The sequence below is a fragment of the Alcanivorax sp. DP30 genome, from assembly GCF_009882945.1.
GTDB lineage: Bacteria > Pseudomonadota > Gammaproteobacteria > Pseudomonadales > Alcanivoracaceae > Alcanivorax.
In genome coordinates this window covers 476747-502813 of sequence record NZ_WTUY01000004.1, presented here as the reverse complement: position 1 = coordinate 502813, position 26067 = coordinate 476747, and the positions used below count along the sequence as shown (strand labels likewise).

29 protein-coding genes are annotated in these 26067 nt (G+C 56.8%); 21 read left to right on the top strand and 8 right to left on the bottom strand.

The features are described 5' to 3' along the window. Nucleotides 1-100: 100 nt before the first annotated feature. From GQF00_RS08700 to GQF00_RS08655, 10 genes are all read left to right on the top strand, one after another. Nucleotides 101-415, top strand: a complete 315-nt coding sequence (locus tag GQF00_RS08700) for a hypothetical protein (RefSeq protein ID WP_161318764.1) — start codon at nucleotides 101-103, stop codon at nucleotides 413-415. 120 nt (nucleotides 416-535) lie between these two features. Continuing rightward, nucleotides 536-934 (top strand): molecular chaperone DnaJ, encoded by a 399-nt coding sequence (locus GQF00_RS08695; RefSeq protein ID WP_161318763.1) that lies wholly within the window; start codon nucleotides 536-538, stop codon nucleotides 932-934. A 94-nt stretch (nucleotides 935-1028) separates the two neighbouring features. Further along, entirely contained in the window at nucleotides 1029-1349 is a 321-nt protein-coding gene (locus GQF00_RS08690; protein WP_161318762.1) for a hypothetical protein, read from the top strand. Nucleotides 1350-1436: 87 nt separating this feature from the next. After that, nucleotides 1437-2009 (top strand): hypothetical protein, encoded by a 573-nt coding sequence (locus tag GQF00_RS08685; RefSeq protein WP_161318761.1) that lies wholly within the window; start codon nucleotides 1437-1439, stop codon nucleotides 2007-2009. Nucleotides 2010-2101: 92 nt separating this feature from the next. Beyond that, complete coding sequence (locus GQF00_RS08680) at nucleotides 2102-2797, top strand: hypothetical protein (RefSeq protein ID WP_161318760.1); 696 nt, start codon at nucleotides 2102-2104, stop codon at nucleotides 2795-2797. Between the two features lie 143 nt (nucleotides 2798-2940). After that, a complete protein-coding gene (locus GQF00_RS08675) occupies nucleotides 2941-3174 on the top strand; it encodes a helix-hairpin-helix domain-containing protein (RefSeq protein WP_161318759.1) in 234 nt (77 codons plus the stop codon). A gap of 172 nt (nucleotides 3175-3346) precedes the next feature. Beyond that, nucleotides 3347-3643, top strand: a complete 297-nt coding sequence (locus GQF00_RS08670) for a hypothetical protein (RefSeq protein WP_161318758.1) — start codon at nucleotides 3347-3349, stop codon at nucleotides 3641-3643. 172 nt (nucleotides 3644-3815) lie between these two features. After that, complete coding sequence (locus GQF00_RS08665) at nucleotides 3816-4118, top strand: hypothetical protein (protein WP_237440446.1); 303 nt, start codon at nucleotides 3816-3818, stop codon at nucleotides 4116-4118. Between the two features lie 148 nt (nucleotides 4119-4266). Next, on the top strand, nucleotides 4267-6453 hold the full coding sequence (locus GQF00_RS08660) for an OsmC domain/YcaO domain-containing protein (RefSeq protein WP_161318756.1): 2187 nt from the start codon (nucleotides 4267-4269) through the stop codon (nucleotides 6451-6453). A 41-nt stretch (nucleotides 6454-6494) separates the two neighbouring features. Continuing rightward, a complete protein-coding gene (locus GQF00_RS08655) occupies nucleotides 6495-6905 on the top strand; it encodes a hypothetical protein (RefSeq protein ID WP_161318755.1) in 411 nt (136 codons plus the stop codon). Between the two features lie 270 nt (nucleotides 6906-7175). Here the strand turns inward: GQF00_RS08655 and GQF00_RS08650 are convergent, their stop codons facing one another. Continuing rightward, entirely contained in the window at nucleotides 7176-7841 is a 666-nt protein-coding gene (locus GQF00_RS08650) for a GntR family transcriptional regulator (protein ID WP_161318754.1), read from the bottom strand. Between the two features lie 146 nt (nucleotides 7842-7987). Between GQF00_RS08650 and GQF00_RS08645 the strand changes: the two genes are divergently transcribed. Then, the gene (locus GQF00_RS08645) at nucleotides 7988-9136 is read left to right on the top strand and encodes an alkane 1-monooxygenase (protein WP_161319207.1); all 1149 of its coding nucleotides are present in this window, start codon (nucleotides 7988-7990) and stop codon (nucleotides 9134-9136) included. A 414-nt stretch (nucleotides 9137-9550) separates the two neighbouring features. On the opposite strand, the gene GQF00_RS08640 is transcribed toward GQF00_RS08645, so the two are convergent. From GQF00_RS08640 to def, 6 genes are all read right to left on the bottom strand, one after another. After that, nucleotides 9551-10177, bottom strand: a complete 627-nt coding sequence (locus tag GQF00_RS08640; RefSeq protein WP_161318753.1) for a hypothetical protein — start codon at nucleotides 10175-10177, stop codon at nucleotides 9551-9553. Between the two features lie 122 nt (nucleotides 10178-10299). Beyond that, nucleotides 10300-11751, bottom strand: coding sequence for a TrkH family potassium uptake protein (locus GQF00_RS08635; protein WP_161318752.1), 1452 nt, complete (start codon nucleotides 11749-11751; stop codon nucleotides 10300-10302). A 157-nt stretch (nucleotides 11752-11908) separates the two neighbouring features. Then, on the bottom strand, nucleotides 11909-13285 hold the full coding sequence (gene trkA, locus GQF00_RS08630) for a Trk system potassium transporter TrkA (RefSeq protein ID WP_161318751.1): 1377 nt from the start codon (nucleotides 13283-13285) through the stop codon (nucleotides 11909-11911). Nucleotides 13286-13331: 46 nt separating this feature from the next. Further along, nucleotides 13332-14636, bottom strand: a complete 1305-nt coding sequence (gene rsmB, locus GQF00_RS08625; protein ID WP_370519475.1) for a 16S rRNA (cytosine(967)-C(5))-methyltransferase RsmB — start codon at nucleotides 14634-14636, stop codon at nucleotides 13332-13334. Beyond that, entirely contained in the window at nucleotides 14614-15582 is a 969-nt protein-coding gene (gene fmt / locus GQF00_RS08620) for a methionyl-tRNA formyltransferase (protein ID WP_161318749.1), read from the bottom strand. Before fmt ends, rsmB begins: the two co-directional genes overlap by 23 nt. Nucleotides 15583-15761: 179 nt before the next feature. Continuing rightward, on the bottom strand, nucleotides 15762-16268 hold the full coding sequence (def, locus tag GQF00_RS08615; RefSeq protein WP_161318748.1) for a peptide deformylase: 507 nt from the start codon (nucleotides 16266-16268) through the stop codon (nucleotides 15762-15764). Between the two features lie 146 nt (nucleotides 16269-16414). Here def and GQF00_RS08610 point away from each other — a divergent pair, with 146 nt between their 5' ends. From GQF00_RS08610 to GQF00_RS08575, 8 genes are all read left to right on the top strand, one after another. Next, nucleotides 16415-17485 (top strand): LysM peptidoglycan-binding domain-containing protein, encoded by a 1071-nt coding sequence (locus tag GQF00_RS08610; protein WP_237440445.1) that lies wholly within the window; start codon nucleotides 16415-16417, stop codon nucleotides 17483-17485. 86 nt (nucleotides 17486-17571) lie between these two features. Further along, the gene (dprA, locus tag GQF00_RS08605; protein WP_161318746.1) at nucleotides 17572-18645 is read left to right on the top strand and encodes a DNA-processing protein DprA; all 1074 of its coding nucleotides are present in this window, start codon (nucleotides 17572-17574) and stop codon (nucleotides 18643-18645) included. A 136-nt stretch (nucleotides 18646-18781) separates the two neighbouring features. After that, nucleotides 18782-18997, top strand: coding sequence for a hypothetical protein (locus tag GQF00_RS08600; RefSeq protein ID WP_161318745.1), 216 nt, complete (start codon nucleotides 18782-18784; stop codon nucleotides 18995-18997). 86 nt (nucleotides 18998-19083) lie between these two features. After that, entirely contained in the window at nucleotides 19084-19632 is a 549-nt protein-coding gene (locus GQF00_RS08595; protein WP_161318744.1) for an L-threonylcarbamoyladenylate synthase, read from the top strand. Nucleotides 19633-19717: 85 nt separating this feature from the next. Beyond that, nucleotides 19718-20626, top strand: coding sequence for an oxygen-dependent coproporphyrinogen oxidase (gene hemF / locus GQF00_RS08590; protein WP_161318743.1), 909 nt, complete (start codon nucleotides 19718-19720; stop codon nucleotides 20624-20626). Continuing rightward, nucleotides 20623-21435, top strand: coding sequence for a shikimate dehydrogenase (gene aroE, locus GQF00_RS08585; protein WP_161318742.1), 813 nt, complete (start codon nucleotides 20623-20625; stop codon nucleotides 21433-21435). Before hemF ends, aroE begins: the two co-directional genes overlap by 4 nt. Nucleotides 21436-21438: 3 nt before the next feature. Continuing rightward, nucleotides 21439-21888 (top strand): ion channel, encoded by a 450-nt coding sequence (locus GQF00_RS08580; RefSeq protein ID WP_370519474.1) that lies wholly within the window; start codon nucleotides 21439-21441, stop codon nucleotides 21886-21888. Between the two features lie 176 nt (nucleotides 21889-22064). Then, complete coding sequence (locus GQF00_RS08575; protein WP_161318741.1) at nucleotides 22065-23063, top strand: lipid A deacylase LpxR family protein; 999 nt, start codon at nucleotides 22065-22067, stop codon at nucleotides 23061-23063. A gap of 73 nt (nucleotides 23064-23136) precedes the next feature. Here GQF00_RS08575 and GQF00_RS08570 read toward each other — a convergent pair whose 3' ends face one another. Continuing rightward, nucleotides 23137-23679 carry a gamma carbonic anhydrase family protein gene (locus GQF00_RS08570; protein WP_161319205.1) on the bottom strand — a complete coding sequence of 181 codons (543 nt, stop codon included), beginning with the start codon at nucleotides 23677-23679 and terminating at the stop codon, nucleotides 23137-23139. A gap of 43 nt (nucleotides 23680-23722) precedes the next feature. Here GQF00_RS08570 and GQF00_RS08565 point away from each other — a divergent pair, with 43 nt between their 5' ends. Then, entirely contained in the window at nucleotides 23723-23905 is a 183-nt protein-coding gene (locus tag GQF00_RS08565) for a hypothetical protein (RefSeq protein ID WP_161318740.1), read from the top strand. Further along, the gene (gene prlC / locus GQF00_RS08560; protein ID WP_161318739.1) at nucleotides 23880-25916 is read left to right on the top strand and encodes an oligopeptidase A; all 2037 of its coding nucleotides are present in this window, start codon (nucleotides 23880-23882) and stop codon (nucleotides 25914-25916) included. Before GQF00_RS08565 ends, prlC begins: the two co-directional genes overlap by 26 nt. Nucleotides 25917-26067: the final 151 nt, after the last annotated feature.

Below are 26067 nucleotides of genomic sequence, written 5' to 3'. Positions count from 1 at the left end.
CCTAGCCTGTGGATTTTAGGCTGATGGAAACGCATTTAACAAAGCCAGTCAGCAGGACGCTCGCAAGCTCGCGCCTCTGCTGGCGGCGTTAAGTGTCGCTATGAAATTGATTATAGGTTTAGTAATCGCGTTTGCCCTGGCAGCCATGGGGGTGTGGCTTATAGATATCGCTTCAGACCGAGAGAGTGCCGTGGAGATTACGGCTCGGGTTCCAGCATATACTAACTGGGAATGTGGCTACCCCGATCAACCTGACTGTAGTGTCGAATTCGAGGCATACGTAGGTGAAAAATATGACGTTCGGCGCATTCGTTACGGTAAGGACTTTATGGCAATTAAAATCCGGAAAGGCGATTCAAGCGGCTGGGTATTTTCTGGCGAAGGGGTTCGGGTCTATGCTGAACCAAACACTTAACAAGTGGCGGCAGGCGGACCAAATTTCCGCTCGTTCCTCGCTCCAATTTGCCTGAAAGTGTCCACGAAAGTGGTAGCAGATCATCCTGCTGCGCCAGGCGTTATGCATAGGAGGGGATCGATGAAGAAAATATTTGTTCTGGTATTTGCCGCTTCGCTTTTTGGCTGCGGAGTTTCCCCCACCGTTAAGGAGGAGCTCGGGTATGAAGGTCACAATTCGGATGGGTTGGCTGTCTCAGAGCTTTTGGAGCAATTAAAATCGAATCCTGATGTGCAAGTGAGAGTTGAGCGTGGTTGGCAAATCGCAGAAGTTAAGTCAGAAAGGGCTCTGTATTCATTTACGCCAGAAACGCATCCGGCCTACCCTTCGTATGTAAAACGTGAAGTAGTACAGAAGGAAGGTTCTATTTTTATTGAAACTAGTGCTCGTTGCGGTGCTGCAAAAGACGTTTGTGACCAGCTCGTAAGAGACTTTATTGAACTAAACAATAGGGTCCAAAAAAGTGTCGGCGACAAGTAATGCATAACAAGCGGCGCCAGGCGGATCAAATTTCCGCTCCTTGGTCGCTCCAATTTTCCTGCTGTGCCGGGCGTTATGGTGCAAGGGGTATGAAGTGAAGGAAGTGTTTCCAATCATGTTTGGGGTTTTGTTTTGTTCGGTATTTGTATGGTTCTTTCTCTGCTATCGACTATTCAAAATATTAGAGACCAGGCATCCCGAAAAATACGAATCTATGGGCAAGCCTAGCCTCATCATGAACAATTCTTTATCTAGCAATATCATGTTCATGAAATTTCTCTTTAAGCGGGAGTGGCGAGACTTGGATGACTCTGGCTTGGCAACCTTGAGTAAATCTATGCTGGTATTCTTTGCTACCTATACCGTTGGTTTCTTGGCGTTGTTTTTCTCGGTGCCTCTAGGCTATGCATCATAACAAGTCAATCAACTGCGCGCCTACGGCGCCGGACGCAGCAAAGCTGCTCCGGTTATTGAGGCGTTACATGCCACCAGAAACGAAGATATGAGAATCACTCAAGTAAAAAAGGACATTGATGGAATATCCAGGCCAATATTATTTGGCCTTGGATTTGACGAGAAAGGCTTACTTGGTGAATGTATCAGGTCAAACGAAGTGGGTAAGCAAGCCATACTTCTAGATTGTGTAAAGGACAGTAAATCCTTTTCTATATCAATACGAGTTTTTCTACGCTACGACCACATTGAAGGCATCTTTGATTCTCAAGAAACTTATACCATTAATAAGCTACTCGCGAGTGAAAGCATTGCCATCGAAACTTATAGCAAGGAAAGTCTAAAAGGCATTCTAAATCGGCTGATCTCAGAGGAAGGATTAGGCTTCTTCTCCAGATATGAAACAGAGCAAAACATAATTCTTAATCTCACTGACAAAGATTACAAAGTGTGGGTTACATCGGACAAAGTTTGCCAATTTAAAATAAGGCTGGCTGCTGCAGTCTTATCAAAAAATAAAGAGGCTTTATCTATTACTAAAGAAGAGGCGGCCAAATACTGTGCCAAACCTTGGTCTGAGCCAGACCGAGAAGTAATTCATGGATTATGCGCATGTGTATAGCTCAGCATGTAACAAGGCGCTGTTGTCGGACTGCTTTTCCGCTGGCGCTCCAAAGCAGCCGCAAAACGCAGCGTTAGAGCTCACAAATAGCTATGTTAGAAATCCTGCAAAATTCATGGGTAGTCAACATTGGAACCGGTGTTATCAGCGGTCTTCTTGTTGCGCTTCTCACTCGTGCGGCCTTTTCAAGCAAAGATGACAAAGAGCTGGCTCGAGCAATTGAGAGTGCCAATCGTGAAGTGTTATTCGCAATACGAGCTGAGGTCTCCGAGTCGAATATTCCAGCCCTAGAGGTTGTGCATGCCTTGATAAACGCCACCGCGAGAAAATACAAACTGGAAACACGGCTGCTTCTGAAGCCTCAGCAACTTTCTGAAGAATTGATCAAAGAGGTCATGGATTCGAGCTTCATTTCGTCGAAGCAGAAAGCTGAGTATTGCCAGGCATTGGCGAGCTTAAAGGCGAGTCAGGAGACGGAACTAGACCGGAAAATCCAGAAAGAAAATGAAAAGTTTGTTGCTAGCGTTGAATATCGTGAGCGCCTCATTATGGTGTTCAGCATCACCTTAGGCATGATTGCTGCGTTCTCAACAATGTTTGTCCTACTTCGCTCAACTGCGCCATCGGGGCTGTTCTCGAAGCTTCTCGATTCTGTGTTCCCAATGATGATGATCTTTGGTGTAGTGGTTCTCTTCATGAACATCGTGCAGGTTCTCATGAAAGCTCGACACAAGCGTTTGCGTGAAGAGTTCGGGGTTCCTCTTCCACCGGAGGAGGGCGAGAAGTGAGCCCTAACAACACGTTGCAGACGCTGCCCACTTTTGCTGCCGCAAAAGCGGTCATCGCCTCAAACGCACCTGAACGTGGGCGTTACGAAGAAAGAATTGCCCTCGACCAATTTTTGGATGCTGTATGCCTGTAGGGAATAGACATGGGATTTCCTGACAAAGAAAGAGAGGCTCTATTATCCGTAAAGGGGGTAGGTCCGACTGTCGTGAAAAGGTTTGAAGAAATAGGAATAGATACACTGGCTGATTTGGCTAAATATCAGGCTGAAGATATTGCAGAAATGGTTGCTTCAATGCAGCGGACAACATGCTGGAAAAATAGCCCACAAGCCAAAGCGGCTATTCAGGCCGCAATTGCTCGTGCAAAAGAAGGGTAAGAAGCCTCATTAACAAAGCCATGCCTGACCCACGCGCGTGGTAAAGCGTTTTCTTCATCTGCAGCGATTTGTGAAAACCCGAGGGTGGCATAACGTAAAATACCTCATTTTTATCGCCTTGCTTCTTGCCGCTGGTTACCAGGCATGGGAGCGGTTTTCTCCTCGAGCTGCGGTGGCACCTTTAGAACCGCGTTCCTACATCGCGGTATATGGCAGGGATAGCTGTGGTTGGACGCAGCGCACTCTCAAGGAGCTGGCGCGAAACGGGGTGAACTATCGCTACTTCGTTGTTGATGAGCCTCGTGTTGCGGATCTGCTCCATTCACGGATGAACGCATCCGGTATTTCTACTCGCCGCTACAATCTGCCGGTGGTGGATGTGAATGGAAACTTGATGGTGCGACCTGATGTGGAGGTCGCTATACAGGAGTATCGTGAAAAGCTGTACCAACAGGCTGGTTACGACTAACCCGGTCTGATTATTTTCAATAATCAAGATAATGGAATGTTCCGGAATGCATGTTTATCGGGTTGTGCTATTTTCCTTTTGGGTAATGCTGGCTGGGTGCACCAATGTGGCAGGGGATAAAATTCGGACGGTTACTGCACCTGAAGGCGGTACGTTGCCCGCTGAAGCTTTGATGCGAACCGCCGTGGATTTCTTTACCGAAGCGGGTTACGCATGCTCGCCGGAAGCGGATTCGCGGCTTCGTTGTCGTAAGGATATCCGGGATCTCTATATTCACCAGACCCATGCCGTGGTGGAGGTATTTCCGGAGGGTGATAGCGGCGGCAGTGATCGCTATCTGTTGATCGCAACCCGCTGGGATGAGGGGATGATTCCGGGAGAGTTCATATCCAGTGAGTTTGCCAATGCAGATGTGGCGGATTTCTGTGATTCCCTACAGGCCTTTGGGCAGGGTGTCTGCCATATCGAGGGCTGAGTTTTCTGTGCTGATCATTTTCTGATCGGGGAAGCGTGTGCTGCGTCTGGGCTGGTCTGAAAAGGGGCGTTTAGCGTGGACAAGACGGGGCCGGGCAAAACCGGGATAATGGCACCGGTTCATTCATTCCCAACCCGGCAGTGCCCCCATGGAAATCAAGGTCAATTTTCTCGACAACCTGCGTCTGGAAGCCAAATTCGACGACTTTACGGTGATCTCGGACCAGCCTATTCGCTACAAGGGCGATGGCTCGGCGCCGGGGCCGTTCGACTATTTTCTGGCATCTTCGGCCATGTGTGCGGCCTATTTCGTGAAGGTGTACTGCAACGCCCGGGATATTCCCACCGACAATATCCGCCTGTCCCAGAACAATATCGTTGACCCGGAAAACCGCTATAACCAGATCTTCCGCATCAATGTGGAGCTGCCGGAGGGGCTTTCCGACAAGGACCGCACCGGCATCCTGCGTGCGGTGGACCGCTGCACGGTGAAGAAGGTGGTGCAGACCGGGCCGGAGTTCCAGATCAATGCGGTAGAGAGCCTGGATGAAGATGCCCAGGCGTTGCTGACGGTGAATCCGGATGACAGCAACCGCACCCTGATCGAAGGCAAGGACCGGCCGCTGGAAGAGACCATCGCTACCATGACCGGGATTCTTGAGGATCTTGGTATGAAGATCGAGGTGTCGTCCTGGCGCAATATTGTCCCCCATGTGTGGTCGTTGCATATTCGTGATGCGGCGTCGCCCATGTGCTTTACCAACGGCAAGGGTGCCACCAAGGAGAGTGCCCTGTGCTCGGCGCTGGGGGAGTTTATCGAGCGCCTCAGTTGCAACTTCTTCTATAACGACCAGTTCTTCGGGGAAGAGATCGCCAATAGCGAGTTTGTACATTACCCCAATGAAAAGTGGTTCAAGCCTGGCCCCAATGATGCGTTGCCGGCGGAGATTCTGGACGAGCATACCCGGGCCATCTACAACCCGGATGGCGAACTGGGTGCCTCCAACCTGATCGATACCAACTCTGGCCGTGTGGATCGCGGCATTTGCTCACTACCGTTTGTGCGCCGCTCGGATGGCGAGACGGTGTACTTCCCTTCCAACCTGATTGAGAACCTGTTCCTCAGTAATGGCATGAGCGCGGGTAATACCCTGGCGGAAGCCGAGGTGCAGTGCCTGTCGGAGATCTTCGAGCGGGCGGTGAAGAAATACATCATTGAGCAGGAAATCGTGCTGCCGGATGTGCCTGAGGAGGTGCTGGCCCGCTACCCGGAGATCGTGGAAGGGATCAAGGCACTGGAAGCCCAGGGTTTCCCGGTGCTGGTGAAAGATGCCTCCTTGGGTGGGGAATTCCCGGTCATGTGTGTGACCCTGATGAACCCGCGCACGGGTGGGGTCTTTGCCTCATTCGGTGCCCACCCCAGTTTTCATGTGGCGCTGGAGCGCAGTCTCACCGAGCTGTTGCAGGGGCGCAGTTTTGAAGGACTCAACGATGTGCCGCCGCCGACCTTCAACAGCATGGAAGTGTCAGAACCGAATAACTTTGTGGAGCACTTTATTGATTCCACGGGGGTGATTTCCTGGCGCTTCTTTAGCGCCGCAGCGGATTATGAATTTGTGGACTGGGATTTTGCCGGCACCACCGCCGAGGAAGCGGAAACGCTGTTCGGTATTCTGGAGGAGCAGGGCAAGGAAGTGTACGTGGCGGTGCACGATCAGCTGGGTGCGCCGGCCTGCCGGATTCTGGTGCCGGACTTTTCCGAGGTGTACCCGGTGGAAGACCTGATCTGGGACAATACCAACAAGGCACTGGATTACCGCGAGGATATTCTCAACCTGCATCGTCTGGATGATGATCAGCTCACGGCCATGGTGGAGCGTCTTGAAGACAGCCAGATCGACAACTATACCGACATCATCACCCTGATCGGCGTTGAATTCGATGAGAACACGGTGTGGGGACAGCTCACCGTGCTGGAACTGAAGCTGCTCGCCTATCTGGCGTTGGGACGTCTGGAGGAGGCGGCAGAGCGGGTGGAGATGTTCCTGCAGTTCAATGACAACACCGTGGAGCGGGGCCTGTTTTACCGGGCCATGCATGCGGTGCTGGAAATTGCGCTGGATGAGGAGCTGGAGCTGGAGGATTACCTCTACAACTTCAGGCGTATGTTTGGCGAGCAGACCCTGGAAGAGGTGGTGGGCGCGGTGAAAGGCACGGTGCGCTTCCCGGGCCTGACTCCCACCAACATGCAGCTGGAAGGGCTGGACAAGCACCTGCGCCTGATCGACAGCTACAAGAGGCTGCATGCTGCACGGGCGCGTCTGGCAGGGCTTTGAGCGCGGGCTGGTATCGATACATTCAGGAACACGGAAATCGCATGACTCTGGATTGGACGCAAAAAACGCAAACGATGGGCGACACCCAGCACACGGTGCATGCTGCTGCCTGTAACGGTGACAGTGAAGAGGCGGTAAAAACCGGCCTGGAAGCCGCGCTGGAAAAAGCGGTCAGCCTGCTGGACAGCAATGTGAGCGATGACTCCCGTTATCTGCTGTGTGAGTGGAAGGCGGATGAGGCCACGCTGATGATTGTGGTGAGCGATGATGACAAGACGTCGGATGCTGCCGATGTAGTGCAGTGTCGCTTTGCGGACATGGACAAGAGTGTCGACGTGGAACTGGTGCAATTTCTGATTCGGGATTACCTGACCACCTGCACAGCGTTTCTCGGCTGGTCGTTGTTGGCGGCTTTTCATGAAGGGGATCGGCAGCGTTCAAGGCTGCTTTAAAGGCAGTTTTTTGCCACAGAGCGCGTGGCGTTCACTGAGGGAGTCGGGGGTCGTTTCCGGGTTCAATCCTTGCTGTTGCGGCGTATCTACTTTGGGTCTCGATCGCGCCGCGAGCGACGCTCCTACCGCTCGTACCGACTCTTGCGCGAGGCGGAAAATCCAGATTCGGTTCAGCCTTGCAAGAACTGCCTTTCCCGTTGGCGCGGGGACACGTTGTCCGCCGGCAGGGTCTCCCCCGCGCAACTATTCATTGTTAAGTGTTAGCTGCTGTTACGCCGCGTTTCGCTTGGCGATGGCGCGCAACACGATCTGGCACTGGTTCTCACCATATTCGCGAATATCCGCCCCGGCGTCCTGCTGTTTACGGCCGACGATGTTGACCAGCAAGCGCTTGAAGATCTGCAATGAAACATCGAACTCAGTGGTGTCTTCCTGCAAGGCAATAAAGGAGTAGCGCTTGAGCAGGGGAATCAGGTTCTGGATGTCCGTTTCCAGGTAACGGTTGGCGGCGAAACGGGTGGTGGCGATTTCCACGAAACGGAAGGCCAGCTGATGAGCGGCGGGCATGTCGTTGTTGTGAAAATGCTGTTCCAGCTGCGGCAGCATGGCCACCAGATCTTCGATTTGCCCCGGTTGCCAGCTCGCGGCAGCGCGCTCTGCCAGCTGCGACAGTAACAGAAACAGGAACTCGTAAAGGTCCTTCACCTGGACCTCAGAGACGTCACAGACCCGTGCACCACGCCGTGGCTGCAATTCAATCAGATGTTGCTTCTCCAGCAGCCTGAAAGCCTCTCGCAGTGAGTTAGTACTCACATCAAGATCTTTTGCCAGTTCACTTTCAGGCAGTTTGGCCCCGGGCGGCAGCTCCCCGGTAATGATGCGCTCGCTCAGATGGCGGGCGATCTGTTCGCTCAGACTGACGGCTTGCAACGACATGGTGACTTCCTGTGGATCGGCAACGCCATTATGACGTCATGGGTCTAGTATTTCATTTCTTGAGTTGTTTGACAATTCAAGAAATGAGGCATAATCTTGTCATCGTTGACTGTTACTTTGAGCTTGAGCAAAGCGAGGACAAGGCCATGTTCGAGAACATGAATGCTGATCTAATGCTAAAAATGAAAAAATACGGCTACCTGACCTTCTGGGCATTGATGGTTCCGCTGGTGCCGTTTTCTGCCTACGTGGGTGTAGAGAGTGGCACCCAGGATTATTGGGCGTGGTTCATGTATGTCTTCATCTTCGGGATTATTCCCGTGCTGGATTTCCTGGTAGGAAAAGACCCCAGCAACCCGGATGAAGCCGTTCAGGTCCCCACCATGAGTGAAGAAATCTTCTATCGGGTTTCTGCGATTGCCATGGGCTTTGTGTGGATCGCGGTGCTGTTCTATGCCGGTCACGTGTTTGTCAGCAATGATTACGGTTTGCTGGGCAAGATCGGCTGGATCGTTTCCATCGGTACTGTGGGTGGCATCATCGCCATCAACCTGGGCCATGAGTTGATCCACAAGGATCCCAAGCTGGAAAACTGGATGGGTGGGTTGCTGCTGTCTACCGTTACCTATGCCGGTTTCAAGGTCGAGCACGTTCGTGGTCACCACGTGCATGTCTCCACACCGGATGATGCGTCTTCCAGCCGCTATAACCAGAGCCTTTATGACTTCCTGCCGAAGGCGTTTGTGCGCAACTTCAAGAATGCCTGGGCGCTGGAAAAGCAGTATCTGGAGCGCAAGGGCAAGAAGAACATCAGCATCTACAACGAGCTGATCTGGTGGTACAGCATTTCTGCGCTTTTCGCGGTGACCTTTGGCCTGATCTGGGGCTGGGAAGGCGTGCTGTTCTTCCTGGGGCAGAGTTTCTTTGCGGCCCTGGCGCTGGAAATCATTAACTACATTGAGCACTACGGTCTGCACCGTCGTGTGAATGAGAAAGGCCGTTTTGAGCGGGTGACCCCGGCTCACAGCTGGAACTCCAATTTCCTGCTGACCAACCTGGCCCTGTTCCAGCTGCAGCGTCACAGTGACCACCATGCCTACGCCAAGCGTCGTTACCAGGTGCTGCGTCACTATGAAGAAAGCCCGCAGCTGCCGGCCGGTTACGCCACCATGTATGTGCTGGCTATGATCCCGCCGCTGTGGAAGAAGATCATGAACCCACGGGTGGAAGCCTACTACGAGGGTGAGATGGATCAGCTTTTCCGTGATGGCAAGCGGGTGAACAATATCGCCTGAAGGCAATTGACACTGGATAGTTGAACGTCGACTGCCAAATCAAAAAAGCCCCGGCATTGCCGGGGCTTTTTTTGTTCTTCGCGGATTTGAGGGAATGGCTTGCAGCAAAGACCTTCCCGTAGGAGCGTCGCTCGCGGCGCGATTGCCAACGTCTTTAAAGGCCGATTTACCANGTTTTCTTTGTGCTCTCTGTGGTGAAAACGCTTTTGACCCTGGCCTCGAATCGCGCCGCGAGCGACGCTCCTACGGAAAGGGGCTGGGAGAATTAAATCGGGCTTTTCCCTCCAATCCGCGTTCCTGCAGTGAACCGGTTGTCAGTGGCGAGAAGTCATTTGCGTGCAGGCACGCTCCCACAACAAGTGTCAGCATGGAATTGGTGGTTGCGAGTTTTTCTTTTTCGCAGTTCAAAACCTGTCAGAAGCCGCGGTAGCTGCTGGCCAGAATGGCCATGACCCCGAGGAAGGTCACAATGCCGACAACCATCAATACAGTTGCCAGGATGCCAAGGATCTTGCCGGCCAGGGTCATGCCTTCACCGCGCTTGTCCATGCGCCCTTCACGGATGGTATTGAGGTCACTGCTGGCCATGATCCAGGCGGCAATGCCCAGTGGTGCAAACATCAACAGGCCCAACAAGCCGAGTGTCAGAATCAGGCCGCCGCGGTGAGGGGCCAGGGCGGCCTGATCGCCGGTGGCTGTGTCCGGCGACGTCGCGTCGCCATGGGCGGTGGTTGGGTTGTCGCGGCCGGTAAAGACAGCCGCAAGCAACAGCGCGCTAATGGCCATATAGAAAATCGTGAAGCCAGCGCTGGCGATGATGCTGTAGGTGTCGTTGCTGATCTCTCCATTGATCATCCATTCAAGCAGCACCAGCTGATTGAAGACGGAAAAGCCACTCTGCAACAGGGTGAGAATGCTGGCGATGATAACCAGAATGGCAGGCGTTCGCGCCTTGCCCATGAAAATGCCCGCGAGCACAAAACCGGCTAACGCAATCAGAAAGGCTGGCAGCTGCATCAGTAATTGAGAAAGTACCGACATGACTGTTCCTTGTCGTTTTGGAGAATGGGGGAGGTTTTTGTTGGCGCGGGCACGGCGCTTTTGGCAGCACTGCCTCACCCGCGCAACTATTCATTTTTTACTGTTAACGATTAACTGCGCGTTTACTGTCGCCAGAACATCGGTGTGAACAGTACCAGCAGGGTGAAAATCTCGAGTCGGCCAGCCACCATCAAGATGGTCATCATCCATTTGGCGCTGTCGGTAATATCGGCGAAGCCGGAGCCTACATCGGCAATGCCCACACCCAGGTTGTTCAGGCTGGCGGCAACTGCGCTGACGGCGGTGGCCATATCCATGCCGGTCATGGTGAACAGCAGGGTGAAGATCACCGAGATGGTGATGTACACGCCCACAAAGCCCCATACCGCCTGCAGTACGCGATCCGGGATGGATTGCCGCCCGAAGCGCAGGGCAAAGATTCCGTTGGGATAAATCAGGCGGCGGAGTTCGCGCACGCTGTGATGAAACACCAGGGCAGCACGGACGGCTTTCATGCCGCCGCCGGTGGAGCCGGCGCAACCGCCGATAAAACTGGTAAACACCAGCAGAAAGGGGATAAAGCCCGGGAAGTTGGCTGCATTGGTACTGGTGAGACCGGTGCCGGTGCTGAAAGAGGCGACCTGGAACGCAGAATGGCGCAGGGCATCCGCAAAATTGAAATCGTAGTGAAAGAACAGCAGGCCAGCAGTGATGATGCTGGTGTAAATCAGGAACAGGGAAATAAAGAACCGGAATTCCGGATCGCGCAGGAACACCAGCAACGAGCGACCACGCCACATGGCGAAGTGCAGGGCAAAGTTGATCCCGCCAATAAGAATGAACAGCGTGGCGGTCCAGTCAATCCAGGGATTGTCCCAGTAGGCCATGGAGGCGTCGTGGGTGGAGAAGCCGCCGGTGGATACCGTGCTGAAGCTGTGGCAGATGGCATCGAATACGGTCATGCCCGCCGCCCAGAACAGGGTGGCGCAGGCAATGGTGATGAACAGATAAATAAACCACAGAGCCTTGGCTGTCTCGGCGATGCGCGGGGTCAGTTTCGCATCCTTCATGGGGCCTGGGATTTCGGCCTTGTAAAGCTGCATGCCACCGATGCCCAGCATGGGCAGAATGGCTACCGCCAGTACCACCACGCCCATGCCGCCCAGCCACTGCAGTTGCTGGCGATAGAACAGGATGGATTTGGGCAGAAAATCGATGCCGGAAAGAATGGTGGCGCCGGTGGTGGTCAGCCCGGAGACGGATTCAAATACCGCATCGGTGAAGCCCACGGGTACATCATCGCTGATCATCAACGGCAGGGCCCCGATGACCCCCAGTACGGACCAGAACAGGGTGACCACCAGAAAGCCGTCGCGGGTCTGCAGTTCGGCCTTGTTGCGGAAAAACGGAAGCCAGAGGCTGAGTCCCAGGGCCAGGGTGATCACGAAGGAAATAAGAAACGGCGCTTCGCTGCCCTCCTGATACCAGTAGGACACAGCTACCGGGGGCATCATGGTGAAGCTGAACACCACCAGCAGAAGGCCCAGGATTTTCGAAATTAGCGCGAAGTGCATGGTTAAGAGGCCCGGCCGGACGTCGGACGTGGGATGTCTGACGCGAAAAAATTATGCTGCTGGCTGAGTTTCCAGGCGTCTGTCGTCCGACGTCCGACATCCGATCGGTCTAAAGAAACTGCCCACATTGCCGCCACTCCAGCCACCACAGAATCCCCTAAAAGAACGTAAACCCCACCTGGAACAGTTTTTCCACGTCCCGTGTGCGGCGCTTGTCGATCAGGAAGAGGATGACATGGTCGTCCGGTTCGATGATCACATGGTCATGGGCGATCAGTACTTTTTCGCCACGCACAACGGCACCGATGGTGGTGCCCTCTGGCAGATCAATGTCTTCGATGGCGCGGCCCACTACCTTGGAGGAACGTGCATCCCCATGGGCGATGGCCTCAATGGCTTCCGCTGCGCCCCGGCGCAGTGAGTAGACGTTGACCACATCGCCACGGCGCACATGGCTGAGCAGACTGCCGATGGTGGACTGCTGGGGCGAGATGGCAATGTCGATGTCGTGACCCTGCACCAGATCCACATAGGCCGGGTTGGAAATCAGCGTCATCACCTTGCGTGCGCCAAGCCGTTTGGCCAGCAATGACGCCATGATGTTGGCTTCGTCATCGTTGGTGAGGGCGCAGAATACGTCGGTGTTCTCGATATTGGCGCGCAGCAGTTCGTCGCGGTCCGTGGCCATGCCCTGCAGGACGACGGTCTGGGCCAGTTTTTCGCCCAGCCAGTCTGCCCGCCCCGGGTTCCGCTCCAGCACCTTCACGTTGTAGCGGTGCTGAATGGTCTTGGCCAGGCGGTAGCCGATGTTGCCGCCGCCGGCGATGAGGATGCGCTTGTAGTTGTGTTCCAGGCGGCGCAGTTCGCTCATCACGGCACGAATGTCGTTCTTGGCAGCAATGAAGAACACTTCGTCGTCGGCTTCGATGACGGTGTTGCCTTCTGGAATGATGGGCCGGCCACGACGGAAGATGGCTGCCACGCGGGTGTCCACGTTGGGCATGTGTTTGCGCAGTTCACGCAGCTCGTTGCCCACCAGCGGGCCGCCGTAATAGGCGCGCACTGCCACCAGCTGTACCCGGCCGCCGGCAAAGTTCACCACCTGCAGGGCGCCGGGGTGTTCGATCAGGCGGCGGATGTAGTCCGTGACCACCTGCTCGGGGCTGATGATCACATCAATGGGCAGGGCGTTTTCATTGAACAGCTTGTCTGATCGGCTGGTGTAGTGCGCGGTACGGATACGGGCAATCTTGGACGGGGTGCGGAACAGGGAGTAGGCCACCTGACAGGCCACCATGTTGACCTCGTCAGAGTTGGTGACGGCGATCAGCATGTCGGCGTCTTCGGCGCCAGCTTCCTTGAGCACGTTGGGGTAACAGCCCATGCCGCGCACGGTGCCGATATCCAGGCGGTCGCCCAGTTCGCGCAGACGTTCCGCATCAGTGTCGATCACGGTGATGTCGTTGCGCTCGTTGGCCAGGTTTTCCGCCAGGGTGCCGCCGACCTGACCGGCACCGAGAATAATGATTTTCATGCGTTGTGCTGAGCCCCCGATTCCTTGGAATCCGCCTTTGGGTCGATCACAAATTTTTCCGCAGGCAAGCCAGATAAAAGCCGTCTGATCCGTCCTGCTGCGGGAACAGCTGCCACCCTGCATCGACCATTGTGGCCTGTTCCGGGCGCGGCGTCACATCCCGTGCCTGTGGCTGGCGCTGCAGAAACGCGCTGATCTGGCGATCGTTCTCGTCGCGCAGTACCGAACAGGTGGCATATACCAGCATGCCGCCGGGTTGAAGCAGCGGCCATAGTGCATCCAGCATTCGCGCTTGTAAATCAACCAGCGCAGGAATGTCCGACGCCTTGCGGTGCCATTTTGCATCCGGTTGCCGGCGCAGGATGCCGGTGGCGGAGCAGGGAGCATCCAGCAGGATGGCATCGAAAGGGGTGCCGTCCCACCACTGGTCAGGCTGGCTGGCGTCACCCTGTAACAGGGTGGCAGTGGCGCCGAGGCGGGCCAGATTCTCTTCAACGCGGGTGAGTCTGCGGGGGTCCAGCTCCAGGGCCACCAGGTCGGCGTGGGGGAATTTTTCCCACAGTTGGCCCGTCTTGCCGCCGGGAGCGGCGCAGGCGTCGAGAATCCGGCCCCGGGGTGGCGCCTGCAATAATTCTGCGGGCAGTTGCGCGGCCTCATCCTGAACGGACAGGGCGCCCTGGTCGAAACCGGGGAGCTGAGATACCGGCCGAGCCGGGCTCACATAGAGGCTCCATGGTGACAGTTCGCCAGGGCGGACACCTTCGCCCAGGGTGGCGATGGCGTCGGGGCGTTGTTGCTGCTGGCGGTTTACGCGCAGCGTGAACGGCGGTGAATACAGGTTGGCCTGGGCAATGGCCTCGGCCTGGTCAGGCCAGTCCTGGACCCAGCACTTGTGCAGCCAGTCCGGCAGGCTCAACTGGATGTTGGCTGGCGCGCCTTCCAGGGCCTCTTCAATGGTGAGCTTGCTGGCCTTGCGCAGTACTGCATTGCTGAGGCCGGCGGCCCAGGGGGCTTTCATTTTGCGACACAGTTGCGGGTAGGCATTGACGATGGCGTGGGCCGGCCGGTCGCTGAACCACAGCTCGTACAGCCCGGCCAGCAGGGCCAGGCGCACCGGTTGCGCGCTGGGCTTGAGCGGTTTGGCGAGCTGTTGGTTGAGCCAGTGATTGAGGGGGCGAAGGTGACGACAGACACCGAAACAGATGTCGCGCATCAGGCCGCCGTCACTGCCTTGCAGGGGGAAATCGCGTAGCACTTCGCGCAGGCTTTGCCCGTCGCCCTTGCCGGGGATGACGCGATCGAGGGCGCGGACGGCGCTGAGGCGCGGATCAGGCGTCGTCAATGGAATCACCCAGCATGTCGCCTTCCCTGAACAGATCCGGATTGCCGCGCAACAGATCGGCCACCGCCATGCGCCGTTTGCCGGGCAGCTGCAGTTCTTCAAGTATCAGAATGCCATCGCCGGTGGCCACCTGAATGCCGTCTTCGCCGACCTTGAGGATGTGGCCGGGCTCATCGTCATCTTTGCCGGGCAGCGGACTTACACTGGCCTGCCAGATGCGCATGGGTTGGCCTTTGAGTGGCACCCAGGTCACCGGGAAAGGGTTGAAGGCACGAATGCGGTTATAAAGCGCGCGGGTGGGCAGGCGAAAGTCCAGTCGGGCCTCTGCCTTGCTCAGCTTGTGAGCGTAGGTGACGCCTTCGTCGGGCTGTACGGTGGCATTGGCCAGGTACTGCTCCAGATCGTTCAGCACGGTGACCAGCAGGCGCGCGCCCTGGGCGGCGAGCCGGTCATGCAGTTCGCCGCCGGTTTCATTGTCGCCGATGGGCAGGGCTTCACTGAGCAGCATGGGGCCGGTATCCAGCCCGGCTTCCATCTGCATGATGGTGTTGCCGGTTTCGGTATCGCCCACGGTGATGGCGCGCTGGATTGGCGCGGCACCGCGCCAGCGCGGCAGCAGTGAGCCATGCACGTTGAGGCAGCCCAGGCGCGGGATATCCAGCACCGCCTGGGGGATGATCAGCCCGTAGGCCACCACCACCAGGGCATCCAGCTGCAGATCACGCAGCTTCTGGCGGATCTCTTCACCCTTGAGGTTTTCCGGCTGCAGTACGGCAATGTCATGGGCTTCAGCCAGCTGCTTGACCGGGCTTTTCTGCACTTTCTTGCCGCGACCGGCAGCCCGGTCCGGCTGGGTCAGCACCGCCACCACGTCATGGTCACTGTCGAGCACCGCCTGCAGGCTGGCGGCGGCAAAATCCGGGGTGCCGGCGAAGGCGAGACGTAAGGGTTTCAATGAACAGCCTCTGGGTTGTGAGCGGCAAGCTTCAAGCTACAAGCTGCAACGCGAAAAAGGTATGTGGGTTCTGAAACGGTGATGGCCGCGCACAAGGCCTGGGCGCGGGCACCATACATGAAAAAGATGAAGATGGTGGGCGCGCCTTGCAGCTTGAGGCTTGTAGCTTGCAGCTGTCTTTACCCCTGCAGCCGGTGCACCTTCTCCAGCTTCTTCTTGATCCGGTCGCGCTTCAGGCGGGATACGTAATCCACGAACAGCTTGCCTTCCAGGTGATCGATCTCGTGCTGGATGCAGGTGGCGAGGAGTTCGTCGGCCTCTTCCTCGAACACGTTACCGTCTCGGTCCAGGGCCTTGATCTTGACTCGCGCCGGGCGCTTCACCTTTTCATAGAAGCCGGGCACTGACAGGCAGCCTTCCTCGTAGGGAGCGAGATCCTGGGTCAGGGGCGTGATCTCCGGGTTGATGAATACCCGTGGCTCGTTCTTGTCATCGGACAGGTCCATGACGATCACCCGTTTATGCACATTGACCTGGGTGGCGGCCAGGCCGATGCCGGGGGCGTCGTACATGGTTTCGAACATGTCATCGATGAGTTTGCGAAGCTCGTCATCCACCTTTTCCACCGGCTTTGCTACGGTTCTCAGCCGGGGGTCAGGGAATTCCAGTATTTCCAGTTTGGCCATGTACCTTCTCAGAAGTTGCGATAGCACTCGAAATTCGGTTGCTAAATATATGATCGCATTGCTAATATCCAAAAGAAACCGTGTCTGCCTCGGCGTCGCACGGCCTCTTAGGGGATGAGTCCAATAATGATAAAAGGAATCCGATGATGATGAAATCGGTCCAGCGCGCCTTTACCGTCGGGCTGCTGCTGTCAGTGACAGGCCTGGCCTCCGCTGCAGTGATGCTCAAAGATGGGCATCCCGGCAAGTATTATGTCAAGAATGGCGACACTCTGTGGGATATCAGCTCCCGTTTTCTGCAAGAGCCGTGGCAATGGCCGGAAATCTGGCAAATCAATGAAGAAATCGGCAATCCGCACCTGATCTATCCGGGTGACGAGATTCGCCTGTCCTATGTGAACGGCGAACCGCGTCTGTCCGTGAAGCGTGGCGTGGAAGAAACCGTCATGTCCAACGGCGTCGTCAAGCTCACCCCGAGTGTGCGCGAAATTGCCAATGACGAAGCCATTCCGGTGATTCCCGCCAGCGCCATCGCGGCCTACCTGAAAGAAGGCCTGGTGGTGACCCGTCAGGAAATTCAGGAAGCGCCTTATATCGTCGGCGGCCGTGATCGCCGCGTGGTGTTCGGTGAAGGCGATACTGTCTATGCCCGTGATACCCGCACCCAGTGGGAAGAGCTGGATCAGGGTTACGGCGTTTACCGCACCGGCGAGCAGTATGTGGATCCGCAGACCAACGAAGTGCTGGGTTATGAAGCCCGCCAGGTGGGTCTGGGCCGGGTGTCCAACCACGAGGGCGAGATTGTCACCCTGCGTCTGACCGATTCCACTGAAGACGTGCGCATCGATGACCGTATTTTCTCCACCGAAGATCGTCGCGTGCGTGCAGTGCTGTACCCCAGTGCGCCGGACACCAAAATCGAAGCCCAGGTTATTCGTTTCTTTGACCGCCTCAATAGCGTGGCTCGCAACGATGTGGTGGTACTGAACAAGGGTATTCGTGATGGCCTGAAGGAAGGCAACGTACTGGATATTTTCGGTAAGGGTGAAGTGGTCCGGGATCGCCAGGTGGGCGACAATGTGGCCCTGCCTGCCGAGAAGACAGGTTCCCTGGTGGTCTTCCGGGTCTTCGATAAAGTCAGCTACGGCTTGATTATGGAGTCCACCCGGCCTATTTATATGAATGACATTGCCAAGAGCCCGGCGGGCAGCTACTGATTTTGCTCCACAGGAAAACGCAGTAGCGCTCACCGCCAGGCCTCCTGGCCACCCATTAACCGTCAACGCACACAAGGAGGTGGGCGATGGACGGACAATTCAAACGCCTGCTGTTGCAGGCGTTGTTTTCTCCTTCTTCAGCGGCCCTGGGCCGTGCTCTGCAACAGCATCAGATCAATACCTCGCCGGTTTCTCATTTTCTGCCACTGTTGCCGGCGGGCCTCAAGGACCGTGCCCGGTTGCTGGACAATACCGGCAACCTCTCTGCCCATTACGAGCAGTTACGTGAGCGGGGATGGCGCTGGATCGCTCTTGGCGACAAGGATTACCCGCCGCTGCTGGCCAGCATCAGTGATCCGCCCGGGGTACTGGCGGTGCGCGGGGAGGTGGCGGCGCTGAGTGCGCCGTCTCTGGCCATGGTGGGGGCAAGAAATGCCTCGGCGGATGGGCTGGATAACAGCCGCAGGTTTGCCCGTCAGCTGGCTGCTGCCGGCTTTGTGGTGACCAGCGGCCTGGCGCTGGGCGTGGATGCCGCCGCTCACCGGGGTGCCCTCGCAACTGGCCGGACCGTGGCGGTGTTGGGCAGTGGCCCGGACCGGCTTTACCCACCGCGCAATGCTTCCCTGGCGAACCAGATTGCCGATCAGGGTGGGGCGGTGATATCCGAGTTCGCACCCGGTTCGCCGCCGCTGCCTTCACAGTTTCCGCAACGCAATCGCATCATCAGTGGCCTGAGTTTGGGCACCATCGTGGTGGAAGCGGCCATTCGCAGCGGTTCACTGATCACGGCTCGAACTGCGTTGGCTCAGGGCCGGGAAGTGTTTGCCATCCCTGGCAGCATCCATAATCCGCTCAGCAAGGGCTGTCACCATTTGCTGCGTGATGGCGCCACCTGGCTGGAATCCATGGAGGATATCTTCGATGCCTTCGGTGATTTTCGCCGTGCCGTGGATAGCTGTGGTCTGGGCGAGGCAGGCAGTCAGCCGCCACTGCTTCAACATCTCACCAGCGGCATCAATTCTCTCGACATGCTGCAGACGCGCACCGGTATGCCCATGAATGAACTGGCCGGTCAGCTCGCTGATCTGGAAATGGAGGGCTGGGTGGAGCGCGTGGCGGGTGGTTACCTCAAGCGTAGTGACACCTCGAGGGCGTCGTGAAAAGGACGCTGGGGGCTTGATGCTCTGCCGCTGGCGCTGAAATCACGTCAGGCTGAGGACGGTTTCCCCCGGTGTGCCAAGCGCCTACCATGACGGTGTGACCTGCCAACCGGCCATGCCGGGGAGGGCTGTCAGCATGTTTGAAATTCTGGTGCCATACCGGGATGACCCGTCTCAGTGGTTTGCGGTGGATGCGGTCTCTCTGGGCGGCGACCTGTACCGCATAACCTCCGTGCCGGAGGGCGCGCCAGCCCTGCGTTTTGGCGCCGGCGACAGGATAGAGTGTGAGCAGCAGACCGACGAGCAGGGCCATCTGCGCCTGCTCGCCCGCCGTGTCGCGGCGCCCTGGTAACAGCCCCGTCCACTTACCAACATCCCCCACTCTTGTGAGCCACCAGCAGGCAGGGTATGTTGCGCGTTTTGGTGCCGGGTCCCTTCATGAATCAGCATCTTCAATCTGCAGCAGAAATTATCCAGGCCGGTGGTGTGGTGGCCTATCCCACCGAGTCTGTCTATGGGCTGGGCTGTGATCCCTTCAATGAAGAAGCGGTGATGCGCCTGCTGGCCATCAAACTGCGCCCGGTGGACAAGGGGCTGATTCTGATCGGTGCCGATCTGCAGCAGCTGGCCCCCTATGTGGAGCTCACCGCTGAGGAGCAGCAGCAGTTGGCTGCCGGTTGGCCGGCACCACTGACCTGGCTGGTGCCGGTTACCGACGCAGTGCCCGCCTGGGTACGGGGCGAACATCCCAAGGTGGCCATCCGGGTGCCGGACCATCCGCTGGCACGGGAGCTTTGCCGGCTTGTGGGCCATCCGATCATTTCCACCAGTGCCAACCTGTCAGGTCGGCCATCCGCACGCAATCGCTTTCAGGTAGCCCGTCAACTGGGCGACCAGCTGGACTTTATCGTGTCCGGAGCCTGTGACCGGGCAAACAAACCCTCTACCATTATTGATCTTGAAAGCGGGCGCACCTTGCGCGCCTGACGAATGGCTTCCCTCTCCCTGGCGGAGAGGGCAAAGCGGCCGGAGGCCTGGCGTCCGGCATAAAGTATTTCCCGGGGAGAGAATCATGTCAGAGGTTTCGCTGCAGGCCGTAAAAGATTACCTGCTGGGTCTGCAGGACCGCATCTGTGAACAACTGGCTGCTGAAGACGGCGGCACCGGTTTCCGGGAAGATAGCTGGGAACGTGAACAGGGTGGCGGTGGCCGTAGCCGGGTACTGGAAAATGGCGCGGTAATCGAAAAGGGCGGGGTGAACTTTTCCCATGTGTTCGGGGAGCAGTTGCCTCCTTCTGCCACGGCGGCCCGACCTGAGCTGGCCGGCCGCAGTTTTCAGGCCATGGGTGTGTCTCTGGTGATTCACCCGAAGAACCCCTACGTGCCCACCAGCCACGCGAATGTGCGTTTCTTCGTGGCGGAGAAAGAAGGCGAGGAACCGGTATGGTGGTTTGGCGGTGGCTTCGACCTGACTCCCTACTACGGTTTCGAAGAAGATGTGGTGAGCTGGCATGGTACCGCCAGGGCCGCCTGCCAACCGTTTGGCGAGGACATCTACCCCGAGTTCAAGAACTGGTGTGATGACTACTTTCATCTCAAGCATCGTGATGAGCCGCGGGGGGTCGGTGGTCTGTTCTTTGATGACCTGAACCGTTTCGATTTTGATACCAGCTTTGCGCTGATGCGCAGCGTTGGCGATGCCTTCATCGAGGCCTACCGGCCAATCATCGCCCGTCGCAAGGATCACGAATACGGCGAGCGCGAGCGAAACTTTCAGCTCTATCGCCGTGGCCGCTATGTGGAATTCAATCTGGTTTACGACCGCGGCACTATCTTCGGGCTGCAATCCGGTGGCCGCACCGAATCCATCCTCATGTCCCTGCCGCCGCTGGTGCGTTGGGATTATGACTGGCAGCCCGAGCCGGGCAGTCCGGAAAGCGAGCTGTACGAGAAATTTCTGATCAAGCGGGAGTGGCTATGAGCGCGTTGTATTGTGTCTTCGGTAACCCGGTTGCCCACTCCCGATCACCGGATATTCATCACGCTTTTGCAAAACAGAAAGAGGAAGATCTGTGTTATGAAAAGCGTGAAGCGCCGCTGGCGGATTTTGTCGGTGCCTTGCAGGCCTTCCGCGCAGACGGTGGTCTCGGTGCCAATGTGACGGTGCCGTTCAAGGAACAGGCGTTTGGCCAGTGCGATGCGGTCACGGAGCGTGCCAACCAGGCGGGAGCAGTGAATACCCTGTGGTGGGATGGTGACCAGCTCAACGGAGACAACACGGACGGAGCCGGCTTGGTGAAGGATATTTGCGACAACCTGGCTTGGCAGATCCAGGGCAAGCGGGTGCTGGTACTGGGCGCCGGCGGCGCTGTGCGTGGGGTCATGGGGCCGTTGCTGGCGGAAAAACCGACGCTGGTACGTATCGCCAATCGCACAGCCGAAAAAGCCGAAATCCTCGCGCGCCAGTTTATGGATGGCAGTAATTCACCGGTGCTGGGCAGTGGGCTGGAGGGATTGTCCGGACAGTTCGATGTGGTCATCAATGCCATCTCTGCGGGGTTGCATGGCGAGATGCCGGCCTTGCCCGATGGTCTACTGGCAGATGGTGCCGTCGCCTATGACATGGTCTACGGCAAGGAGCCCACTCCCTTTATGCGCTGGGCAGAGGCACAGGGTGCTGCTGCCGTTTCCGATGGCCTGGGCATGCTGGTGGAGCAGGCGGCAGAAGCCTTTGAAATCTGGCGCGGCTGGCGGCCGGATACGGCACCAGTGATGGCTATGCTGAGATAAAAAGTGGAAAACGATACGGTCCTCTACGAAGTCCTTTATGCCTCCTTGGTGAGCCTTGGCATGGTGCTGGTCACGGTGACCCTGCACTACTGGACCCTGTATGGCCTGTCAGCATTTCTCAAGCGCTGGAAGCAGCGTTTTCGTGGCGAAATCCTGTTTGTGGTGATCGCCATGTTTGCCGCGCACATGGTCGAAATCACCCTCTATGGCTGGGTGTATCTGCTGCTCGACAACAACGATACCGCCATGAGCATTGGTGGTGCCGTGGATGGCAGCTTCCTTGACCACCTGTATTTTTCTGCAGCCTGTTATACCTCATTGGGGCTGGGCGACCTGTTCCCCATGGGCACCTTGCGATTGATCGCCGGGGTGGAAGCACTCAACGGATTGATATTGATTACCTGGTCGGCGTCGTTCGCGTTTTTGGTGATGCAGAGGCGCTGGCGGTTTTAGTTGAAAGTTTAAAGTTGAAGAGGCGCGAGATACGTTTTCGTATTTTGTGCATCGTGCCCGCGCCGTTACCAAGGAACGTGGGCAGGGCATGGCAAACGGTTCTGCCTGATTCGCATTTGAACTTTAAACATTCAACTGCTTTCCGGGGACAACCATGTCTATTAAAGGATTGTCCAATGCTGATTGTGTTTCGCGTGTCCTTTGCCGTTTTGCTGTTCGCTTGCGCACCGAGTTTCTCTCATGCTTCCACAATAGGGTTTTCCTGGGACAATGACCTGTTCGTTGGCGAAGATGGTCGTTACACCAATGGAGTGCGTGTTAGCTGGGTGGGCAATGCCCACGATCAGTGTGATGGCAATACCGATAACGGTCTGACTTGTGGCCTCGCCAGATTCATGGCGCCACTTCCCGGCGTCCGATTGAAGGATCAGAAGCATGCACTTGCCGTGGGGCTGGAACAGACCATGGTGACGCCCTCCGACATTACCCGTGAAGAGCCAGATTATGACGATGTGCCCTATGTGGGTTACAGCAATCTGGAATTGGGCATGTTTAACTGGAACGACGACTACCTGGTGGGTTACGGCATTCGTCTTGGCGTTACGGGGCCGGATTCCGGTGCGGAACAAAGCCAGAAAGTGATTCACAAGATTACCGGTTCCGAACAGCCCCGCGGCTGGGATAATCAACTGGGTCCGGATGTGATCGGCGGTGTCATTGCCGTGTTTGCCAATCGCCTTTTCCGTCATGATCACGACAATGGTTTACAGACCGACATGGGCTATGCGGCCATGCTCGATGCGAATAACTTTCTCGGCACGGCGGGGGTGAGTGCCTTTTTGCGTCTGGGTGAAAACCTGCCGAAAAACTTTACTCCCGATTATGCCGGTGTTGGCACATCCAGTTCGTTGGTGGGATTGTTCGAGCACAATGGCATGGGGTGGGAAGTCTTCCTTGGTGCCTCTGCCGAATACATTGGCTACTTCTATCTGGAAGAAGAATCAGATCTGTACGATCTGGAGACCCGTGACGGCACCCTGGGCGTGGTTGTCGGTAGTGGCCTGCACCTGGACAATTTTTCCTTCACTCTGACTCTGCAAGGCTCACAGTCGCCGCTGCGCAACAGCGACGATTTGCTCAGCTTCGGCAACATGTCGTTCATGTGGAAGATTTGATAACAGCGATGAGCCCAGAGACCTCTATGTCGCCGCTGTAGAGCCTGCATGAAGCTCTTGCGAACAAGGGGGCCTAAATGTGCTCCCCATCCGCCATATAGCGATCCTTCAGGCGTACATAATTCCCCGCCACATAAGTGAGAAACTGCCGCTCCTCATCGGTCAACGGGCGCGCCTGCTTCGCCGGCTGGCCGCGGTAAAGGTATCCGCTTTCCAGACGCTTGCCCGGCCCCACCAGGGAGCCGGCGGCGACGATCACTTCGTCTTCCACCACGGCGCCGTCCATGATGATGGCCTGCATGCCCACCATCACCCGGTTACCCAGGGTGCAGCCATGGAGCATGGCCTGATGGGCAATGGTCACGTCATCGCCGATCTGCAGGCCATAGCCGCCCGGATTGAAGGTGGAGTCGTGGGTGATGTGCAGCACCGCATTGTCCTGGATGCTCACCCGGGCGCCGATGCGAATCTGGTGCATGTCGCCGCGAATGACGGCCTTCGGCCACACCGAACAGTCATCACCCAGAGTCACGTCACCCAGCACGGTGGCGTCCTGGTCAACGAATACCCGTTCCCCCAACTGCGGGGTCTTGTCTTCAAAGCGGCGAATCCCCATCACTGATACACTCGATAGTTCAAATTCATGGTCAGGGAGGCGCATGAACAAGCCACCCACCCGTATACTGTTAATAGTGATGATCTTGCTTGGCGTTTTTCTGCTGAGCAAGTGGCTGATTTTCCAGACGCTGCTGCAACCGGATGACACTGCCCGTCATCGTTTGCCCGTGGCGCCCACAGAAGCAGGACCGATACCGAATGAGCAACAACAATCCGCTGATTGATTATCCCGATCTTCCCCCATTCTCTGCCATCAAGCCCGAGCATGTATTGCCGGCAGTGGAGCAGCTGGTGGCCGATGGCCGTGCGCGCATTCAGGCGGTATTGGCAGCAGGCAATTTCGACTATGCCCATCTGGTTCAGGCTCTGGATGAGGAAGATGATCGTCTCGGCAAGGCCTTTGGTCCGGCCGGGCACCTGAATGCGGTAGCTCAGGATGACGCGCTGCGAAACGCCTACAACAGTTGCCTGCCCTTGCTCAGCGAGTATGGCACCGAAGTCGGTCAGAACGCGGCGCTGTGTGCGGCCTTCCAGTCCCTGCGTGACAGTGATGAGTGGGGGTCACTCAGCGAAGCCCAGCAGAAAGACTTGGAAAACACCTTGCGTGATTTCCGCCTTTCCGGGGTGGATTTGCCGGACGACAAGAAAGCCGAGTACATGGCCAACTCCAAGCGTTTATCCGAACTGACCAGCAAGTTCTCTGACAACGTGCTGGACGCCACTCAGGCCTGGACCAAACAGGTGACCGATGAGGCCGAGCTGGATGGGCTGCCGGAAAGCGCCAAGGCCGGCGCCGCGGATCGTGCTGCCGCCGATGGCAAGGATGGCTGGGTGCTGACACTGGATGCGCCGGTGTTTATCGCCGTCATGAGCCACTGCAAGAATGCGGATCTGCGCAAGGAAATGTACACCGCCTGGACCACCAAGGCCTCCGACCAGGGACCTAATGCCGGCGAGTTCGATAATGCGGCGCTGATGGATGAAATCCTTGCTTTGCGTCACAAGCAGGCCGGCCTGCTGGGGTTTGCCAACTATGGTGAGAAGTCACTGGCCACCAAGATGGCGCGGGATGTTCAGGAAGTGACGGTGTTTCTGGAGGACCTGGCCAAGCGGGCCAAGCCCCAGGCAGAGCAGGAGCTGGCGGAGCTGAAAGCGTTCGCTGCCGAGCAGGGTGCCGAGGATCTGCAGCCCTGGGACATCGGTTTCTGGAGCGAGCGCCTGCGAGAGGCGCGCTACAGCATTTCCGAGGAAGAGCTGCGTCCCTGGTTCCCGGCGGACACCGTGATCAACGGCATGTTCGGTATCGTCGGCAAGTTGTTCGGCATCAAATTCGAAAAACGCGAAGACGTGGATACCTGGCACGACGACGTACGTTTCTATGAACTGGTGGACGATGATGGCTCCGTACGGGCGGCTTTTTACCTGGACATGTATGCCCGCACCGGCAAGCGTGGTGGTGCCTGGATGGACGACGCCCGCATTCGTCGCCGTCGTCCGGATGGCAGTCTGCAGACCCCGGTAGCCTACCTGACCTGTAACTTTGCGCCGCCTGCCGGTGGCAAGCCGGGCTTGCTCACCCATGATGAAGTGGTGACGTTGTTCCACGAGTTTGGCCATGGCCTGCATCACATGCTCACCGAGCAGGATGTGTCCGGTATTTCCGGTATCAACGGTGTGGCCTGGGATGCGGTGGAGCTGCCCAGCCAGTTTTTGGAAAACTGGTGTTGGACCGAGGAAGGCATTGCCCTGATTTCCAGCCACTATGAAACTGGCGAGCCGTTGCCCAAAGACAAGCTGGACAAAATGCTGGCCGCAAAGAATTTCCAGAGTGCCATGCAGATGGTGCGACAGATCGAGTTCTCCCTGTTCGATATGCGTATCCACGCCGAGTATCAGGATGGATTGAGCATTCAGGAAGTGCTCGATGAAGTGCGCGAACAGGTGTCAGTGATTCAACCGCCAGCGTTTAACCGTTTTCCCAACAGCTTCGGGCATATCTTTGCCGGTGGTTATGCGGCGGGGTACTACAGCTACAAGTGGGCGGAAGTGTTGTCCTCCGATGCGTTCTCACGGTTTGAGGAAGAGGGTGAGTTCAACGAGGCTACCGGCCGGGAATTCCGTAGCGCCATCCTGGCCATGGGCGGCAGCCGCGAACCCATGGACCTGTTCAAGGCCTTCCGCGGCCGCGAACCCAGCGTGGAACCGCTGCTGCGTCACTGTGGCATCAACGGGTGATTTTTTGCCACAGAGTTCACTGAGAAATACAGGACTCCGTGCCTTGTTGGTGTCCTGTTTTGTTGCAGTGGGTGCCCGTTAACCGACATAGATTTTCAGTCCAGGGGCGGTACAGATTCCTTTGATATTTTTCTCCGTGAACTCTGTGCCC

What these genes read in the sequence shown, in the direction of transcription:
- GQF00_RS08700 (WP_161318764.1), top strand. Translation starts at nt 101, where the DNA reads ATGAAATTGATTATAGGTTTAGTAATCGCGTTTGCCCTGGCAGCCATG.
- GQF00_RS08695 (WP_161318763.1), top strand. Translation starts at nt 536, where the DNA reads ATGAAGAAAATATTTGTTCTGGTATTTGCCGCTTCGCTTTTTGGCTGC.
- GQF00_RS08685 (WP_161318761.1), top strand. Translation starts at nt 1,437, where the DNA reads ATGAGAATCACTCAAGTAAAAAAGGACATTGATGGAATATCCAGGCCA.
- GQF00_RS08680 (WP_161318760.1), top strand. Translation starts at nt 2,102, where the DNA reads ATGTTAGAAATCCTGCAAAATTCATGGGTAGTCAACATTGGAACCGGT.
- GQF00_RS08675 (WP_161318759.1), top strand. Translation starts at nt 2,941, where the DNA reads ATGGGATTTCCTGACAAAGAAAGAGAGGCTCTATTATCCGTAAAGGGG.
- GQF00_RS08665 (WP_237440446.1), top strand. Translation starts at nt 3,816, where the DNA reads ATGCGAACCGCCGTGGATTTCTTTACCGAAGCGGGTTACGCATGCTCG.
- GQF00_RS08660 (WP_161318756.1), top strand. Translation starts at nt 4,267, where the DNA reads ATGGAAATCAAGGTCAATTTTCTCGACAACCTGCGTCTGGAAGCCAAA.
- GQF00_RS08655 (WP_161318755.1), top strand. Translation starts at nt 6,495, where the DNA reads ATGACTCTGGATTGGACGCAAAAAACGCAAACGATGGGCGACACCCAG.
- GQF00_RS08650 (WP_161318754.1), bottom strand. Translation starts at nt 7,841, where the DNA reads ATGTCGTTGCAAGCCGTCAGTCTGAGCGAACAGATCGCCCGCCATCTG.
- GQF00_RS08645 (WP_161319207.1), top strand. Translation starts at nt 7,988, where the DNA reads ATGTTCGAGAACATGAATGCTGATCTAATGCTAAAAATGAAAAAATAC.
- GQF00_RS08640 (WP_161318753.1), bottom strand. Translation starts at nt 10,177, where the DNA reads ATGTCGGTACTTTCTCAATTACTGATGCAGCTGCCAGCCTTTCTGATT.
- GQF00_RS08635 (WP_161318752.1), bottom strand. Translation starts at nt 11,751, where the DNA reads ATGCACTTCGCGCTAATTTCGAAAATCCTGGGCCTTCTGCTGGTGGTG.
- trkA (WP_161318751.1), bottom strand. Translation starts at nt 13,285, where the DNA reads ATGAAAATCATTATTCTCGGTGCCGGTCAGGTCGGCGGCACCCTGGCG.
- def (WP_161318748.1), bottom strand. Translation starts at nt 16,268, where the DNA reads ATGGCCAAACTGGAAATACTGGAATTCCCTGACCCCCGGCTGAGAACC.
- GQF00_RS08610 (WP_237440445.1), top strand. Translation starts at nt 16,415, where the DNA reads ATGATGAAATCGGTCCAGCGCGCCTTTACCGTCGGGCTGCTGCTGTCA.
- dprA (WP_161318746.1), top strand. Translation starts at nt 17,572, where the DNA reads ATGGACGGACAATTCAAACGCCTGCTGTTGCAGGCGTTGTTTTCTCCT.
- GQF00_RS08600 (WP_161318745.1), top strand. Translation starts at nt 18,782, where the DNA reads ATGTTTGAAATTCTGGTGCCATACCGGGATGACCCGTCTCAGTGGTTT.
- GQF00_RS08595 (WP_161318744.1), top strand. Translation starts at nt 19,084, where the DNA reads ATGAATCAGCATCTTCAATCTGCAGCAGAAATTATCCAGGCCGGTGGT.
- hemF (WP_161318743.1), top strand. Translation starts at nt 19,718, where the DNA reads ATGTCAGAGGTTTCGCTGCAGGCCGTAAAAGATTACCTGCTGGGTCTG.
- aroE (WP_161318742.1), top strand. Translation starts at nt 20,623, where the DNA reads ATGAGCGCGTTGTATTGTGTCTTCGGTAACCCGGTTGCCCACTCCCGA.
- GQF00_RS08575 (WP_161318741.1), top strand. Translation starts at nt 22,065, where the DNA reads ATGCTGATTGTGTTTCGCGTGTCCTTTGCCGTTTTGCTGTTCGCTTGC.
- GQF00_RS08570 (WP_161319205.1), bottom strand. Translation starts at nt 23,679, where the DNA reads ATGGGGATTCGCCGCTTTGAAGACAAGACCCCGCAGTTGGGGGAACGG.
- GQF00_RS08565 (WP_161318740.1), top strand. Translation starts at nt 23,723, where the DNA reads ATGAACAAGCCACCCACCCGTATACTGTTAATAGTGATGATCTTGCTT.
- prlC (WP_161318739.1), top strand. Translation starts at nt 23,880, where the DNA reads ATGAGCAACAACAATCCGCTGATTGATTATCCCGATCTTCCCCCATTC.